Raw genomic sequence first — 16782 nt, 5'->3', positions numbered from 1 at the left:
ATAGGAGTTATATCCGGCTGCTACTTACGAATTGTCCATTTTTTCTGTTCTAAATAATTGCTAAATTTGGCAATAATCAATTACACATGCCTCTTTACCGAGATTTCTCCGATCATAATGCGACTATTTTACTCTGGAAATATGATGAACCGGAGGAGCTGGATGCAGAAAAACTTCTGGAAGAGGAGAATTTCGAGAAAGTAAAAGATTACCACCCGGTGAAGTTGAAAGAAATTTTACTCGTACGCAAAATCCTGCAAACTGTTCTTCCCGGCTATAAAATTCTATATGACGGCCGCATACCTTATTTGGAACCGCGCGATTTCGAAATTTCCATCACTCACTCGTTTCCATATGCTGCACTTGCGATTGCCAAAGAGAATATCGGGATCGATATTGAACCATTTAATGATAAAATTGCACGCATACAGCACAAGTTTTTAAATGAAAATGAAAGTAAATTCATCGAAAAGGGACGGGAAGTGCCTTACCTTACGGTGATCTGGTCAGTAAAAGAAAGTCTCTACAAGATCCACCATTCCAAATATTGGTCGCTGAAGAAACATTATGAAGTAAAGCCTTTCAGGCTAGATTTTCCATACAATATCCTGTGCCGCGTGCATGACGAAAACGTATCAGACCTTTTCAAAGCGCGTGTAGAATTCTTTGAAAATTACTGCTTTACAATTGTTGACTGAACGTCCGGATCCAGGTGCTCCGCTACTTTTCGCTGTTCCCGTGCTACCTCATAGATGAGTTCCAGCACTTCCTGCAGGTTACGAAGTTCCGTCAGATGGGTAATCCTGTTCGGATCACGACGGTCTGTGATATCGTAATCGCGGATTTCTTTTTTACGTTTCTCAAGCAGTTTTTGTACGGAATCTCCCGGCTGCAGACGGCTTTCACTTATTATTTCATCTTTAAGTTCTTTCTTAGCTAAAATAAGTGTGGTTCGCAGCAATTCAGCGGAAATTTTAGTCATCCAGCTGCGGAAATCGATTTCGGGATACTCACGGCCGCTTTTCGAATACTGCGAAAGCGAGGCAATATAAGCCGTAAGCAATTGTGCGGTATTCACGAACTGGTGAATATGCTCCATCTTTTTCTGTTGGTTTTTCGGATCCGAAAGCATTCGCTGAAAACTGTCAGAAAGGTTCGCAAGGTCAATTACGGCATTCTTCCGGCTAAGTTTGTAATCCTCAACACCAATTTTTTTATTCATCAGCACATCCATCACAGAGCGGAAATATCGGAGATTACTTTTTGCTGATTTTTTCATCAAGCCGAGATTCTGCGTGTGTTCCCAAACAGGGAAGACAAAATAGGAAACCGCAAAAGCCACGATTCCGGCGATTGCCGTATCCGTAATGCGGTCTTTGAATAACAGATTAATATTCCCCGGATTCAGAAAATTAAAAGTGAGGAAAACGTAGATCGTCATGAACAGTACAGCCCAGAAATACTGTGCTTTTAAAAAACTGAAACACAGGATCATGCTGAGCATAAGCACGGCAAATAAAATTGAACTGTTATCAACTAAATGCAGCAGTCCGTACGCTGCAAACGCGCCTACTACTGTACCATAAAGCCGCAGAAGATTACGGTGTTTGGTGGTGGAATATGCGGGTCTCATGATCGCCAAAATGGTTATGAGCACCCAATATGAGCGTCCAATCCCGAGAAAACTGATACTTGAAATAAAATACCCCAAAAGCAGTGCGATCGTGACCCGCAGCGCATGCCGAAAATGCGAAGATTTAAGCGAAATATTTCCCACTAAAAGTTTTAGGTTGATTTTTTCCTCATCCGGGACAAATTTATTCAAATCAAGGCCTGTGGAAAGGCTTTTCGCAAGTTTTTGGTTTTGTGTAAAGACCCTGTACATCGTGCTGATATCTTCTGAAACGCCCGTAATCCGTACCAAGATCAGTCTCAGAATCATGAAGTTTTCTAAAGTAGACGCGTTCAGTTTTCTGTTTCTAAGGTCGAAATATTGATCATAAATGCGGTCAAGTTCTGTATCCAAATTGGTGACAGGACGCGCTTTCGTGCCGCTCTGCAAAGCAATTCCGATATTTTCCAGCTCATCTGCGAGCCCCGATAGATACGCACTTAGAGATTCCAGAAATCCGCTGTCATCAAAACTGTCATGAATCTTTCGGTAGTCACTTTCTGAAGTCATCAGTTTTTCGTGCAGATCGATGGAATTCAGGAACATAAGCATCAAAAGACGGCTCGTGGTGGTAGATTCATTGACGATCTTCCGTGTTTTAAAAACCGTTTCTCGGGTATCTTCCTGCAGGTTTTTTATTTTAACCTGTTGGGCGATTACCTGAAGATTCAGATCATCATAATCAGGGTTTTTGGCGTAATATTTTGACTTAATTTTTAAATAGTTCCCGAGTTCCACGTAGTTTTCACCAATCATCTGGCTGGCGAGTTTGTAAGGTTGGATTTTCGAAACTATCAGAAATACAATTAGATAGCAAATTCCACCGGCTAAAAATGTCAGCGAACTCTTTATCACTCCGCTATCACTGAGATGGCCGTCTGCAAAAATGGCGAGGACGACCAGTGAGAGTGAGCCGATTGCCGCGAAACGCTGACCGTAAACCCCGATCATTGAGAAAAATAAACCGAAAAGGAGCAGCTCCAGATAAACCAAAGGCGTAATACCCTGCAGTAAACTGGCGATCACGGCAACCACCGAAAATATACCGATTGCCATGATGAGAGCATTTCGGCGGCGGATGAAGGGTCCGGGTTGGTCTGTAAGACCTACAAAACTGGTTGCGAGCGGAAACAGGAAATATTCCTGCAGTAAACCGAAGTGCGCTAAAATGATACTTGGAACCACAATCGCCAGCGTAATCCGAACCGCAGAGTAAATATACTGGCTGGAGGCGAATTTTTTCAGTTCTGTGGCGTAATTCATTGTGCTAATTTAAGGGTATTTTACCATATAAAGCCCCATTAGAAGGTGCTTGGATTGGGAATAAAGCTGGTTACAAAAAAACGTGGCGCTGCAATTTTTGTGCTAATGTTTGAGGATTTATGATGTGCTGTTCGTAATTGTATCTGTGTTTCGAAATCTATTTTCAGCTTTGAAGATATATTTAATAAAAAAGCGGCCCCATTTACGGAGCCGCTGTATTTAAATAAAACACTGATTAACTTAATAATCGCTGTTTGAAGATTCTTCGCCGATGTTCCAGGTCAGACCGAAACGCAGGGTATTATCCAATGCTGAATTTACTTTAGAAGTATTGATGAGGTAAGACATATCAAGTCCGAATGACTGATACTTCAAACCTACACCCACGGTTGCAAACTGACGTGCTCCCTGCTCTTCGCTTTCGTGGAAGTAACCGCCACGCACGGCAAAAGCATTGTCGTATTCATATTCTACCGCACCACTGAACATGGTGCTTTTCTCGTTGTTGAATGATTTTCCGATACCTTCAATCACGCCTACATTTGGTACCACGCCATTTTCAGGTCCCGGAACAAGAAGTTTGGAGGCCTCGAAACTTAATCCTACACGGTTCAGGTCATCTACGAAAAGGTCATAACCTGCACCCAGTCTCGCCATGGTAGGAAGATAAGATCTCGATGCATCGTCGCCCGTATAGTCGAGTCGGGGACCAAGGTTCTGGATTGAGAAACCTGCACGCGCACGACCTTCAAAATCGTTGATGCTGGTATGTTTTTCAGACTGGAAATATCCGGAAACATCTACCGCGAAACTGTTCGCCGGCTTCAGTGTGTTGTCGGAACCAAGTCCGCCGCCCAAATCTGAACGGATGAAACGGCCGGTAACTGCCATCGAGTAATAATCTGAAAGCTTCAGACCATACGCCACGTCAATTGAAAACTCATTGGGCTTTGAAATACCTGCAGATTCCGGAACATTGCCACGAAGTTCGGTAAGTGCAACTTCGCCCATATTGAAGTAATAAAGACTCGCAGAGATGGTAGATCTTTCTTCTTCACCTAAAAACTGATGGTAAGCACCGTAAAGAAGGAAGACATCATTGGTCAGTTTTCCCATGTAGGGTGTGTAGTTGACACCTACTGCCGCAGTAGTTTTGCTGAATGGGTATTTTGCCGCGTTCCAAAACTGGGAAAAAGCGTCAGTGGTTGTAGCTACCCCCTGGTCACCCATACCGCCAGAGCGTGCATCCGGTGAAATTCTGAGAAATGGTGCACCCGTAAGAACAATATTGCTTTGTGAATAAGCCATCATGCTCATGCCCAGACCCAAACCTAAAAATAGTTTTTTACCTAATGTCATAAAGTTTTTTTTATCGTTTAATATTCTATTTCAATAATACCATTTTTTCGACTGCAGTTGCGCTTCCTTTGCATTTATCCTGATTTTGGCTGCGTGCAAATATCTTAAAAATGTATGTCCCTTTACCTACTGCATCGCCGAAATCATCCAGTCCGTCCCACTCGATCGCGGTGCGCGGCGTGCGGTAACCCTGGAAAAACGGTTCTGCCGTCACTGTGCTGCTGATGGTTTTCACCAGTTTACCGGTGATCGTATAGATCTGTACATTCACATCCAACATATCATCACAGTTGTGTTCAAACTGAACATAAGTCTTGCTCGTAAAAGGATTTGGCCAGTTCAGAGGCTTGTTTATTATCAAATTCTGATTCACCTCGTCTTTTACTACAAAATTTAACGTCCCTGTAGTAGAATTATTGTTGATATCCCAAACTTTGAACTGTAACTGATGCGGACCCGGCGCAAGATTACGGAACGGATAGCTTACATTGCCCTTTTGGTAATCTTTTAATGTTGGGTTTGTACAGCCGTTTCCGTCACCTGAGAAGTAAAAATCATTCAGTACGACTGTATCTATAATCTTTCCGTCCAAAATCACAGTAATGTCATGCCCGATACCGGAACCAGTAGAATTGACGCCTTTATCGTCTGTGACGCATGCAAGCAACATCGGATTCTGGTCTGTAATACCACCATCAGCAAAATTGGTGTTGTTCATGAAAAGCTGAATCTTCGGCGCTTCAGTGTCATTGATGCCATCCGGATTGATTCCGCCTACTTTTTGAACCTGATTATTAAAGACATCTAATTTCTTATTGTCTGCATAAACCAGTATTCTGCCGTCACCGTTTTCATAATTAATATCTTTTGGAACATAAAATTCAACCGTAAACTCACCGTTTACAGCCAAACCGGATGACTTCACGATCGGTCCGCTTTCTTCCGTATAGTTTAACAGAGGATTCATCTTCGGCATGTTATCGTTGTTCAAGGTCTTTTTGTTGATTCTTTTATCAAATATATTGATTGCAACGCGACCATTAAAACTTGTATCAATACCGCCTCCGGCCTTACTTATGTGACCTTTAACTTTCACAAAATCCAATGCACGCAACTGTCCGGGGACCGGTGATTCTACTTCATCGATTACAAGCAGCCTTTTAGGTCTGCTGAGTTTGGTAGCCGGGTCGCCAAGAAGATTTACGCGCAGATGATCTTCATTTGGGCCTTTTTCAAATTTAGCCTTTAAAAATGCATCACCCAGATTAATAAAATCGTCGTTAACAAGCTCGAACATGTGCTTCGTGAAAATGGTAGTGAAACTTTCACCATAGCCAACGCCAATTGCTCGGCTGGAAGTAATCATGATCGCTGCACCACCTTGCTTCGATTTCATGACCTGCTCACCGGCAGAAAAGGTGGAAGGTTCGTCCCAAAGTGTGAATTCACATGTTATAGTAGATACCAAAGGAAACCTTGAATATACATTGTTCCAGTTGTTGAACTGTTGAATTTCATCAATTGAAAGTACACGTTCCTGTGCCCAACCGTTGATGCCGCCATGTCCGAAGTAGAACATATAAAGACTGTTGCCCATATCATTCGAGATGGCCTGATTGACTTGCGGATAACGCTGGCCACCTGCTGATGTTTGCGCCTGGAATGCATCCAGATAAAGTTTGCGGATGTTGTATTCGGGAATTTTATTTACATAATTGGTAACCACTGGCGGCCCGCTTGGCGTATTTACGGTGATAGATCCGGTCTCCATGCTTGCTTTGAGGATTGCGTCATTCATCGTGTTGTGGAACGGAACTACATTATCTGCATCATCATCCACTACAAAATCGAGTTTCATGCGCCACTCGCCAAACGGTGTAGATTGTCCTGGTAGTGCGTTATTGTACGCAAGTGCTTTGTCAATGAGGAGTTTAGCTTCAGCAACATTGGCGGCCGGTAATCTGCCGACCGGAAAATCGGGTAAAATATTCGCAAGAGACACTGTGCCGGCAGCCTGCGGTTTGGTCATCGCGAAATAGTCATCCGTTACGTAAGACTGTTCGTAGTTATTACTTCTCTCACTTTGATAGGACGGAATAATATCAGACCCGGGATTATTTTTGCCTTTGAAATCATAGGAAGTATCACCGAGTATGAACATATATATTAGGTTACCTTTTGATTTTAATTGAGTCGCAAAATCGCGAATTGCGGTGATATCTTTTCCGCCACTGCTGAATTCGTTGTAGATTTTGTTTACATCTACCACCGCCACGTTGTATTTGTCCTGATAGTAGTTGGCCAGCCGCTGGGCCTGCCCCATCATCTCCGGCACGGTGATCATCAGGTAATCAATATTTTGCAGTGCCGCCAAATCCTGATTTTCAATTCTTCCAACAAATGCCGGGGCAAAGGCATCTTCTGCCTTGAAAGCTACAAACTCATTCACGAACGTGTCGCTGTTCGCCAGGTAACCAAAGGTAAACAGCGTACTGCTGCCAGATTTATTGACTTTCCGTTTTGCGTTGGTAATATCCGAAACCTGCCAAACCTGTTCGATAGCTGAAGCATCCGCAATGCCGAATGTGTATCGTGTACCAGTGTTCTCCGCGATGGCGTAGCTTCGGAAATTGAACTGCGAATTGCGGTATTTTAAATCCTCTTTATACTGCACCTCAGCATAATCGAAGTAGAATTTTCCGTTGGGGTTGCTAGACACCGTAGGGTTGTACGTAAATGTGAGCTGCGTTCCCTCCAGGTTGGTCATTGTGCCCGCACTGCCGCCCTGAAGCGGGTAAAGGATCTCGACATAATCTTTCGCATCGGTTTGAATGGTAGTGGTGCTGCCAGGCTTGTTGTTCAGACTTATTTCAATTTTATTACCCGCAGACTGATAACCTACAACGCGCGTCCGGAATCTGATGTCGTCTGTAGGTAAAATGGCTGATTTTGTGTTGAAAGTAATTGTCTTTAGGTCATTGAAGGCATCGCCAGTCCAGTTACGGCCTACCTTCATCAGGTTAAATTTTTCTTCATCAATGTACTGATACTCATCATAGCGCGTGATGACATCTGTAGTTACCGATTGATCATCAGCCTGTACCCGTTTTCCCGGACCGATATCGAAATTGATAAAATAATAGGCGAAATCTTCGTAGATATTCTGCACATGCGCAGCTGTATCTAGCCGGGTTTCTGTTCGCCGGTTGCCCGTTCCGTTTCCGGGGCTCTGATAAATATTATAACCAATCGGTCCCTGGGCATAAAAAAGAGCAAAATCCTGATCGTTCCATGCGCCGTCATCTTCTCCTACGACTTGAATGGCATTTTCCTGCAGGGCTGCGTAGCGGGTATCCAGATTATGCTCAGGAAGCATTACACCGCCATTACCGTAGATTCGGAAATTTTTAGGATTGATAGTAGAAGGATTAATACCGTTATCCCGCAAAAACTGTGATGTGATCTTGAAAATTCCGGATTTATCGACTTTGATTTTATAGAAATTTCCTGATTTCAGCGGGTTCTCCGTGCTGCCTACCAGGTTATTCCCCGGTGCCCGTCCCTGTGGATTTTTGGCAACAGAATTTACATCAAATGAAACCAGCCGGAAAAGGTTTCCTGACTCATTTTTTAGCAATGAGACCCGTATCAGGCCATGTTGTTCACCAGTGTATGGGTTTGCGAACGTTCCTGTTTCTGCTTTTTCAGTGCCCGGAATGTTATTCGGATTGAGATCGTAAAGGTCTTTAGCGGAAACTTTTTCCCAGATCAGATTTGAAACCGTTCGACCGGTGTTCGCTGACTTTTCATTCACTCTAATAAACAGGCTTCCTTCTTCATAAGCCAAACCTTCATTTTTGATTGCGGGAATCGTAACCTGGCTCGTGCCATAATCGATAACTTCAGTGCCTGACCATTCAATTTTATAAGACTGCGCAGATGCAGAACCTATCATAAAAAAAAGAGAGAAGATAGTAAATATGCGTATCATTTGGTTTTAAGTTTCGCGGTTACAAATTAAACGAAAAATAATATAATATAATATGACGCAATAAAATTAAAATGTAGGCGTTTTGCAGGAAATCAATATCATTTAATTTGATTAATTAAATAATTTCTATTTTCTTTGTACCCTGAAAATTATCTATGTAAACTATGAATAAACTGAAGTTGTTCACGATATTAATGTTTTGTTCTACACTTATCCTTATGAGTTGCGGCGGTGGCAACAGTAAGAAAGGTGGCGGAACAAAGCGTTTCACCAGTAAAACCGGCTGGAAACCCAACGACCAAAAAGGCTGGTTCTTTACCGGAAAACAGCAAAAACAGAAAGGTTGGCCAGGAATGGTTTACGTAGAAGGCGGTACCTTCACCATGGGTCTTGTGAAAGATGACGTGATGCATGACTGGAACAACACGCCGCGCCGTATGCAGGTAAGTGCCTTTTTCATCGGTGAAACTGAAATCACCAACTATGAATACCGCGAATACGTTACCTGGTTAAAATTTGTTTTTCCACCGTCTGACCCTAGCTTTAAAGAAATCTACAAAGGTGCTTTGCCAGATACACTTGTTTGGAATAATGAGCTTTCGCGAAATGATTTTGCTGAAACCTATTTCCGCCGTCCTGAATACGATTATTATCCTGTTGTAGGGGTTTCGTGGTTACAGGCGTCTCGCTACTGCGACTGGTTGACAGACCGTGCGAATGAGAAGGCGCTGATGGAGCAGGGTGTAATCTCGAAAGATTTTTACACGAATGATGCTAATAACCAAGGTGCGAACTCATTTAACCTTGATAAATTCAAAGCGAATGATCCGGAACTTGAAGCGTACATCAATACACAGCGTCTTCAGCAACGTTCGGGCATCAAGACGAGCAATCAGCGAATCTTAGCGGCAAACAGAAATGCTGCTGCAGGCGTAGTTGAAAAATTCCGTCTTCCAACTGAGGTTGAGTGGGAGTTTGCAGCACTGGGCATGCAAAAAGAACGCGAGTACAACCTTTATAAAAATAAAGAGCCACAAATCGAGGAGCTTAAAGGTAAAAAAGGCCGTGACCGCGGTATGTATCTTGAAAACTTCAAGCAGGGGCGGGGAGATTACTCCGGTGTTGCAGGTTGGAAAAATGACGGTTCACCTACAACGGCGGACGTAAAACAATACCCTTCCAACAATCTTGGAATCTATGGGATGTTCGGCAACGTTGCTGAATGGACTGCGGATGTGTACCGCCCGATCATTGATGATGAAGCAAGCGATTTCAACTATTACCGTGGAAATGTAGCGCAGGAAGTTGCAAGAAATGCTGACGGTACATTTAAAAAAGTAGAAGCGGCAAAATATGACACCTTAGCGGACGGCCGATTGGTTTACCGTGGATTGCCTGGTCAGTATGAGCGTGAAACCGTGGCAGATTACCGAAACTATCGTGACGGTGACTTCCAGTCTTCTCTGGACGCAGGTTATGGACGTGCGGAAGACAGTACTACTGCGGGATACAACATGTACAACTCTGAACGTAAAAGATTCATCGTAGATGGTCGCGGGCGTGTTGTGATGCAGAAAGATCCAATTGCACGTACGACAAGGATTTCGAATGAAGTCCGCGTCATCAAAGGTGGTTCTTGGCTTGACGGTGCTTATTGGCTCGATCCGGGTCAGCGTCGCTACAGAGACGAAGCCAAAGCGTATGGCTGGGTTGGTTTCCGTGTTGCGCAGGATGCTAAATCTGCCGGTAAGGGACGAACAAAACGTTAATTTAATTAAAAACATATTTAAAATCCTTTTGCTTACCGCAGAAGGATTTTTATTTTTGCGGTTATGAATGCAGCTATTTTTTATCCCGTTTTTTTGAAGGCAAACGGCGTGACCATTGACAGCCGGAAAGTAAAAACAGGAGACGTTTTTTTCGCTTTTTCGGGTGAAAGTTTTGATGCAGCGACGCTGGCCGAGGATGCGGTAAATCGCGGTGCAGTGGCAGTCATTGTGGAAAACGAAGCATTCGCTAACGCTTCCAGACAAATTTTTTACGTTCCATCGACGCTTGAATTTTTGCAGGAATTAGCGTCATACCACCGTCAGCAGCTGGATATACCGGTCATCGCGCTCACTGGCAGCAACGGGAAGACCACTACGAAGGAAATAATTCACGCTGTTCTTTCGCAAAAGTATAATGTACAGTTTACTCAGGGTAATCTGAATAATCATATCGGTGTACCGCTCACGCTGCTTTCTATCAATAAAACGCATGAAATGGCTGTAGTAGAGATGGGTGCAAACCATCAGAAAGAAATCGAGTTTCTGTGTGGCATTGCGAAACCTACAATTGGCTATATCACCAATTTCGGGAAAGCACATCTCGAAGGTTTCGGTGGGGTAGAAGGTGTGATCAAAGGAAAATCGGAGCTGTATGAATACCTTCAACAGAACGACGGCAAAATACTCCTAAATGAGAACGACCAGATTCAACTTGAAAAAACAGCCGGTTATCCGCACCTTATCACGTTTGGAAGAGAAAGTTCAGATTATTTTTTTAATGAAATCAATGAGCAGAATTTCGTTGGTCTGAATTACAAAGCCGAAAATGCACTTTCACGTTTGACCGGAGCTTATAACTTCACTAACCTGTGCGCCGCCGCGAGTTTAGGTTTCAATTTCGGATTGAATTTTACTCAAATCAAGACTGCGATCGAAAATTATCAACCGCAGAACATGCGCTCGCAAATCATGCAGAAAGCGGGCAAGACGCTTGTGTTAGATACCTATAATGCGAATCCGAGTTCTATGACAGAAGCTCTGAAGAATTTCAGCAATTTTGAAGGCTCAAAGACCGTCATCATGGGCGATATGCTCGAACTTGGAGCGGAATCGGATACCGAACACGCGTCCATCCTGCGTGAGGCGGAATCTTTGGGTTTCGAGGAAATAATTACCGTAGGAGAAAACTTTAAGAAAATAAACAATATTTCACAGGCGTATTCAAATGCTGCGGAATTCATTGAAATGCTGCGCCAGAATCCGCTAACATCGAAAAATATACTTCTGAAAGCCTCGCGCGGAATTGCGCTGGAGGCAGTTCTGGATTATATCTAAATATACTTAATGCTGAGCCCAGAAATCATTTAGAATCAATTTGATATTTTTAAAGGTTTGTGGTAAAACGTCGCGTGAAATGGCGTCGCTGTCTTTCCAGCAAACTTCCGAGATGCCTTCTTCAAGCTGGGGAACGGGTTTTTCGTTACCCACGTAACGCATTCGGAACCAATAAGTTGTTTTTAAGATTTTCTCGCCGTTGCGTTCGGTGTAGATGTGAAATGTATTGTTCAGAAATTCTTCCAGAATTATTTCTTTCAGCCCTGTTTCTTCCTCTATTTCCCTTACAGCAGCCTGTTCCAGCGATTCTCCTATCTCAATCTTACCTTTAGGCAAATCCCATCTGCCCAGTCGGCGTATAAACAGCACCTCGTTTTTCTGGTTGATCACCACGCCGCCGGCCGCTTCGATCACTTTGAACATATGCGTGAAGTCTTCCCAAATTTCCTCGATGTTTTCGCCATAAACATTAAGCTCTGGGCAAGAGGTGTTCTGAAGCAGGTCAACCGCAATCTCGAGTGTTGCAAATCCTTCGAACCTCAGTTTCTTTTCGATGTCCTCCGGGTACTTACTTAGTGTAAGTTTTTTTTCGTTCACAAAAACTTTATACATTTGCAACGGTATTTTAATCTTGCAAAAATATAAAAAATGAAGTTAGAAGGACGTAAAATAATCGTAAATAAATCCTCAGAACAATTGGTACAGATGCTTAAAAACCCGGCTGATTACCGTGATCTGATGCCGGATTCTCTGCAAAGTTTTGAAGCGCGCGAAGATGGTTTTAAATTCAGCCTGAAAGGTATGCCTGAAATTGCACTGAAAATTTCAGAGGTCTCTGACCGTGAAGTGGTGCTGAAATCAGCGGCATCCAATCTTGATTTTGAGCTGAAAGGAACGATGAATCCGATAGCTGAGAACCAAACGGAAGTTCAGTTGCTGTTCGACGGAAAATTCAATCCGTTCATTAAGATGATGGTGGAGAAACCGCTGCAAAATTTCATCAACTCCCTTTCAGACAGTTTGGAAAAGCTTTAATTGAAAGAAAAAATAGAAGCCCCGAAATCTTTCGGGGCTTTTTTTATGCTATTCGGTGGTGTAGTCTGCAAATGCTTCTTCGAGGCTTCCAAATTTGTCTTTAAATTCTGCGATAGGCGAATCCTGAATGATGTTTCCCTTGTGCAGTAAAATAACGCGTGAGCACAGCGCTTCTACCTCCTGCATCACGTGGGTTGAGAGAATCACGGTCTTCTCGCGCCCAATCTCTTTTATTACATTGCGTATTTCCACGATCTGATTGGGATCCAGTCCGTTTGTGGGTTCATCGAGGATCAAAAGTTCCGGTGAATGTAAAATCGCCTGCGCAAGGCCGACGCGTTGGCGGTAACCTTTGGAAAGCTGTGATATTTTCTTGGTTTTTTCCGGCGTAATACCCACAAGTTCAATCACCTCCTCAATTCTGGCTTTGGACACGCCGTGAATTTCTGCTACAAAAGTGAGATATTCTTTCACGTACATCTCGGCATAAAGCGGATTATTTTCCGGCAGAAATCCCATTTTACTTTTGGTTTCCAAAGAATGCTGGCTGATGTTTTTGCCTTCGAAAAAGATTTCGCCTTCATCAATTTTCAGTGCGCCTACAATCGATTTCATCAGGGTGGATTTTCCGGCCCCGTTCGGCCCGAGCAACCCAACGATCTCGCTTTTGCCGATTTTTAAACTGACGTTATTCAAGGCTGTTTGTGTTCCGAATTTTTTGGTGAGACTGTTTATCTGCAGCGACATATTTTCAAATGTTGAAGTGCAAATCTACATTAATTTGAAGAAAAAAGTAGTGATAAACGCTGCGAAGCTGTCGCTTTATCTTTAAATTCAGTTAGAAAAAATACATTTTGGGATGACTTATTTAAACAAAAAAAGACCGAGAAAAATCTCAGTCTATTTTTTAAGTGAGCGCGCCAGGATTCGAACCTGGGACCGGCCCTACTAAAAATCGGGATGCTCTATGCAATTTCGGATCAATTCCCTGATTTTCTTTTTGCTTTTCCAAGATTTTATCTGGAGTTCCCTCCGGTATGCTGAGCTTTTGTTTTCAAAACTCTCAAAATACACGACAAACAGTCCTTCGCTTTTGCTGTAAAACCCTTGTGATTTGAAAGATGTCGGCGCAATCTTTCTTTAAGCTCCTCACCCGTATGACCGATATAAAATTGATCGAGAGATTTGGAGTATAAAATGTAACAGAAATACATTTTGGAGTTGATTTAATTAAACAAAAAAGACTGAGAAAAATCTCAGTCAATTTTTAAGTGAGCGCGCCAGGATTCGAACCTGGGACCGTCTGCTTAGAAGGCAGATGCTCTATCCAGCTGAGCTACGCACCCGTTCTGTGTTTTTCTCGAACCTTCAGGACCGTTCCGATTATAATCGGAATGCTCTATCCAGCTGAGCTACGCACCCTTAGCGGGTAAAAAAAAATTCCCGAAGGAACTTTTTGTGATAAAAAATGTCGGGGCGGCAGGATTCGAACCTGCGACCTCCTGGTCCCAAACCAGGCGCGATGACCGGACTACGCTACGCCCCGAATATTTTCTGGTTGTTGCGGAGAGTAAGGGATTCGAACCCTTGGTACCGTTTCCAGTACGCATGTTTAGCAAACATGTCCTTTCGGCCTCTCAGGCAACTCTCCAAAAATGCAATATTTTGAATGACCTTCTGTTCTGTAATTGCGAGTGCAAATATAGAATACTTTCCAACATTAACCAAAATTTTTTACGTAATTTATTTTGTATTTTTGAGTCTGAATCTGCAATAAAAAATTGAAAATGCGTAAACCATTATATGTCATAGGATTAGCCATATTGATAAATTCATGCGCTTCCACCAAACCGGTGAAACAATCATCCACAAATACAAAAACAAACCAGCCAACCAAGACTGCCACCCCGAAAACGCCGCAACCGGCAGCGGCAAAACCCACAATTAAATCTGAAAGTGGCTATGATTTCTATAAGGTAAATATTGCTGACGCATCAAAAAACGATAACACCATCAGTTATGGCTCTATCGTATCGGCAAACCCTAATGGATACAAAGTCGTAAAGTCTTTTTTTCCCGCAGTCGCGCAGAATTTCCGTCAGAAATATATCATTTTGCATTATACGGCTTTGGACGATGACAAATCAGTTACAGTCCTTACACAGCAGTCTGTGAGTTCGCATTACTTGGTGAACAGCCACAGCGACCGTGAAATCTACCAGTTAGTGGATGAAAACAAAAGGTCTTACCACGCGGGTGTGAGTTCTTGGCGTAATGACACTTCGCTGAACGACACTTCAATCGGCATTGAGATTGTGAACGCGGGTTACAAAGTAGATTCTAGCGGTATCAAGATTTTTCCGGAATTTGACAACCATCAGATAAAAAAAGTCGGGGCATTGGTAAAGGATATTGCAGACCGATATATGATACCACCAACCAATATTTTGGCACATTCAGATATTGCTCCGACAAGGAAGCAGGATCCCGGCCCGAAATTTCCATGGAAGCAGCTTTATGAGGACTATCAGATCGGGATGTGGTACGATGCGCCTGTTAAGGATGGTTTCTTGAGTCAGACAACACCGGAAAATTTCGCAATGCAGTCGGGAAATTCAGAATTTATTTACAGTTACCAGTTGGCACTTAAAAAACTCGGTTACGGTTTAGAAGCCTCCGGACGTGTAGATGATGCCACAAAGAAAACAATCGAGGCATTTCAGTATCACTTCCGTCCTGAGAACTACGATGGCGTAATGGACGCGGAATCCTGGGCGATTTTGCAGGCACTCAATCAAAAATATGCTGCAAAGTAACAGCTATCAGAATTTAAATCGATAGGGGACGATTTTATTCGTCCTTTTTTATAATATCCCTTATTTTGGCCTTAATTCTTTCATCAAACAAATGTAATCTCATTTAAATATGGAAAACTTCAGATATGAGACTGACCTGCTGGGCACGCTACAGGTTCCGGCAGACGCATATTACGGCGTGCAGACACAGCGCGCTATAGATAATTTTAAGATTTCCGGGCAGCTTCTCTCGTCTTATCCGCATTTTATCCACGCGCTGGCAATGGTAAAAAAGGCGGCCGCGAAAACCAATTATGAACTTGGTTTGCTGGACGAAGAGATGAACAGCCTTATTGGCGAAACCTGCGATGAGATCATGGCCGGCCAATTGCACGACCAGTTTCCGATTGATATGATCCAGGGCGGAGCCGGAACATCAGTCAATATGAATGCGAATGAGGTTATTGCTAACCGCGTGCTCGAAAAGCGTGGCAAAGTGAAAGGCGATTACCAGTTTTGTTCGCCGAATGATCAGGTTAATCTCTCTCAATCTACCAATGATGCGTATCCTACGGCTATAAAAATGGCTTTGCTTAATATGAATTCTGAACTGGTAGAGAAGCTGCGCAAAACGATTTCGGCATTCCGTGCGAAAGGAGTTGAATTCTCCGATGTGATTAAAATGGGTCGTACACAACTTCAGGATGCGGTTCCTATGACGCTCGGGCAGGAGTTTGAAGCGTATGCGGCAACACTTGAAGAAGATATTTCAAAGCTGAACAGCAATGCTAAACTTTTCGTGGAAATCAATATGGGTGCTACTGCGATTGGTACGGGCCTCAATGCGCCTCCCGGGTACGCGCGTCTGTGTGCGAAAAATTTAGCGAAGATTTCGGGTTATCCAATTGTTTCCGCACCGAACCTGGTTGAGGCAACGCCCGATACCGGTTCTTACGTGATTTATTCGTCTGCCATGAAGCGTTTGGCAGTGAAACTTTCGAAGATTTGTAATGATCTCCGCTTGCTTTCTTCCGGACCGCGGGCAGGTTTGTTTGAGATCAATCTGCCGCCTATGCAGCCGGGCTCGTCAATTATGCCTGGGAAAGTGAATCCCGTGATACCCGAAGTGGTGAACCAGGTTTGTTTTAAAGTAATAGGGAATGATCTTACGGTTACTTTTGCCGCAGAAGCCGGGCAGCTACAGCTAAATGTGATGGAGCCTGTCCTTTCGCATTCCATTATGGAAAGCATTAATTTTTTGGGCAACGCACTTGATACGCTACGCGAAAAATGCATTACTGGAATTACGGCAAACCGCGAAGTTTGTCTATATATGGTGAAGCACAGCATCGGGATTGTAACCGCGCTGAATCCGTATATCGGTTACAAAAATTCCACTGAAATCGCTAAGGAAGCCCTTGAAACGGGCAAAAGTGTCTATAACCTGGTATTGGAAAAAGGGATTCTTTCCCAGGAAAAACTAGATGAGATTTTGGATCCAGCCAATATGCTGAAGCCTCATAACCTCTAAATAATTTACCCGAGAATTCGAAACGACGTATA

Annotated in this window: 12 protein-coding genes and 3 tRNA genes; 6 read left to right on the top strand and 9 right to left on the bottom strand. The window is 43.3% G+C overall.

Features of this window, described 5'->3' with window-relative positions; all coding sequences use genetic code 11:
* The first annotated feature begins 86 nt into the window (after positions 1-86).
* The gene (locus H9628_RS10610) at positions 87-698 is read left to right on the top strand and encodes a 4'-phosphopantetheinyl transferase family protein (protein ID WP_251834119.1); all 612 of its coding nucleotides are present in this window, start codon (positions 87-89) and stop codon (positions 696-698) included.
* Here H9628_RS10610 and H9628_RS10605 read toward each other — a convergent pair.
* The 3 genes from H9628_RS10605 to porU form a co-directional block, all read right to left on the bottom strand.
* On the bottom strand, positions 674-2935 hold the full coding sequence (locus H9628_RS10605; protein WP_251834118.1) for an FUSC family protein: 2262 nt from the start codon (positions 2933-2935) through the stop codon (positions 674-676). The two genes, H9628_RS10610 and H9628_RS10605, sit on opposite strands and share 25 nt — an antisense overlap.
* A gap of 240 nt (positions 2936-3175) precedes the next feature.
* Positions 3176-4294 carry a type IX secretion system outer membrane channel protein PorV gene (gene porV / locus H9628_RS10600; protein ID WP_251834117.1) on the bottom strand — a complete coding sequence of 373 codons (1119 nt, stop codon included), beginning with the start codon at positions 4292-4294 and terminating at the stop codon, positions 3176-3178.
* Positions 4295-4319: 25 nt separating this feature from the next.
* Positions 4320-8285 (bottom strand): type IX secretion system sortase PorU, encoded by a 3966-nt coding sequence (gene porU / locus H9628_RS10595; RefSeq protein WP_251834116.1) that lies wholly within the window; start codon positions 8283-8285, stop codon positions 4320-4322.
* Between the two features lie 164 nt (positions 8286-8449).
* On the opposite strand from porU, the gene gldJ reads away from it, so the two are divergent.
* Positions 8450-10054: a gliding motility lipoprotein GldJ gene (gene gldJ / locus H9628_RS10590; RefSeq protein WP_251834115.1), complete on the top strand. Its 1605-nt coding sequence runs from the start codon at positions 8450-8452 to the stop codon at positions 10052-10054.
* Positions 10055-10117: 63 nt separating this feature from the next.
* Positions 10118-11389, top strand: coding sequence for a UDP-N-acetylmuramoyl-tripeptide--D-alanyl-D-alanine ligase (locus tag H9628_RS10585; RefSeq protein WP_251834114.1), 1272 nt, complete (start codon positions 10118-10120; stop codon positions 11387-11389).
* A 6-nt stretch (positions 11390-11395) separates the two neighbouring features.
* Here H9628_RS10585 and H9628_RS10580 read toward each other — a convergent pair whose 3' ends face one another.
* A complete protein-coding gene (locus H9628_RS10580; protein ID WP_251834113.1) occupies positions 11396-12001 on the bottom strand; it encodes an NUDIX hydrolase in 606 nt (201 codons plus the stop codon).
* Positions 12002-12037: 36 nt separating this feature from the next.
* Between H9628_RS10580 and H9628_RS10575 the strand changes: the two genes are divergently transcribed.
* Positions 12038-12424 (top strand): SRPBCC family protein, encoded by a 387-nt coding sequence (locus H9628_RS10575; RefSeq protein ID WP_251834112.1) that lies wholly within the window; start codon positions 12038-12040, stop codon positions 12422-12424.
* Positions 12425-12472: 48 nt separating this feature from the next.
* Here the strand turns inward: H9628_RS10575 and H9628_RS10570 are convergent, their stop codons facing one another.
* The 5 genes from H9628_RS10570 to H9628_RS10550 form a co-directional block, all read right to left on the bottom strand.
* The gene (locus H9628_RS10570; protein WP_251834111.1) at positions 12473-13171 is read right to left on the bottom strand and encodes an ABC transporter ATP-binding protein; all 699 of its coding nucleotides are present in this window, start codon (positions 13169-13171) and stop codon (positions 12473-12475) included.
* Positions 13172-13440: 269 nt separating this feature from the next.
* Positions 13441-13638, bottom strand: coding sequence for a GIY-YIG nuclease family protein (locus H9628_RS10565; protein WP_251834110.1), 198 nt, complete (start codon positions 13636-13638; stop codon positions 13441-13443).
* A gap of 58 nt (positions 13639-13696) precedes the next feature.
* Positions 13697-13770 (bottom strand) — tRNA-Arg (locus tag H9628_RS10560).
* Between the two features lie 125 nt (positions 13771-13895).
* Positions 13896-13970 (bottom strand) — tRNA-Pro (locus H9628_RS10555).
* Positions 13971-13988: 18 nt separating this feature from the next.
* Positions 13989-14075 (bottom strand) — tRNA-Ser (locus H9628_RS10550).
* A 136-nt stretch (positions 14076-14211) separates the two neighbouring features.
* Here H9628_RS10550 and H9628_RS10545 point away from each other — a divergent pair.
* Together H9628_RS10545 and aspA are read left to right on the top strand one after the other, a co-directional pair.
* A complete protein-coding gene (locus H9628_RS10545) occupies positions 14212-15240 on the top strand; it encodes an N-acetylmuramoyl-L-alanine amidase (RefSeq protein ID WP_251834109.1) in 1029 nt (342 codons plus the stop codon).
* Positions 15241-15349: 109 nt separating this feature from the next.
* Entirely contained in the window at positions 15350-16750 is a 1401-nt protein-coding gene (gene aspA, locus H9628_RS10540) for an aspartate ammonia-lyase (protein WP_251834108.1), read from the top strand.
* Positions 16751-16782: the final 32 nt, after the last annotated feature.

Source organism: Kaistella pullorum (assembly GCF_014837035.1).
Classification (GTDB): Bacteria; Bacteroidota; Bacteroidia; order Flavobacteriales; family Weeksellaceae; genus Kaistella; species Kaistella rhinocerotis.
The sequence above is the reverse complement of the archived record's forward strand: the minus strand, read 5'-3'. Positions and strand labels throughout refer to the sequence as shown.

What these genes read in the sequence shown, in the direction of transcription:
- H9628_RS10580 (WP_251834113.1), bottom strand. Translation starts at nt 12,001, where the DNA reads ATGTATAAAGTTTTTGTGAACGAAAAAAAACTTACACTAAGTAAGTAC.
- H9628_RS10610 (WP_251834119.1), top strand. Translation starts at nt 87, where the DNA reads ATGCCTCTTTACCGAGATTTCTCCGATCATAATGCGACTATTTTACTC.
- porU (WP_251834116.1), bottom strand. Translation starts at nt 8,285, where the DNA reads ATGATACGCATATTTACTATCTTCTCTCTTTTTTTTATGATAGGTTCT.
- H9628_RS10545 (WP_251834109.1), top strand. Translation starts at nt 14,212, where the DNA reads ATGCGTAAACCATTATATGTCATAGGATTAGCCATATTGATAAATTCA.
- H9628_RS10585 (WP_251834114.1), top strand. Translation starts at nt 10,118, where the DNA reads ATGAATGCAGCTATTTTTTATCCCGTTTTTTTGAAGGCAAACGGCGTG.
- porV (WP_251834117.1), bottom strand. Translation starts at nt 4,294, where the DNA reads ATGACATTAGGTAAAAAACTATTTTTAGGTTTGGGTCTGGGCATGAGC.
- aspA (WP_251834108.1), top strand. Translation starts at nt 15,350, where the DNA reads ATGGAAAACTTCAGATATGAGACTGACCTGCTGGGCACGCTACAGGTT.
- H9628_RS10575 (WP_251834112.1), top strand. Translation starts at nt 12,038, where the DNA reads ATGAAGTTAGAAGGACGTAAAATAATCGTAAATAAATCCTCAGAACAA.
- H9628_RS10605 (WP_251834118.1), bottom strand. Translation starts at nt 2,935, where the DNA reads ATGAATTACGCCACAGAACTGAAAAAATTCGCCTCCAGCCAGTATATT.
- gldJ (WP_251834115.1), top strand. Translation starts at nt 8,450, where the DNA reads ATGAATAAACTGAAGTTGTTCACGATATTAATGTTTTGTTCTACACTT.
- H9628_RS10570 (WP_251834111.1), bottom strand. Translation starts at nt 13,171, where the DNA reads ATGTCGCTGCAGATAAACAGTCTCACCAAAAAATTCGGAACACAAACA.
- H9628_RS10565 (WP_251834110.1), bottom strand. Translation starts at nt 13,638, where the DNA reads ATGTATTTCTGTTACATTTTATACTCCAAATCTCTCGATCAATTTTAT.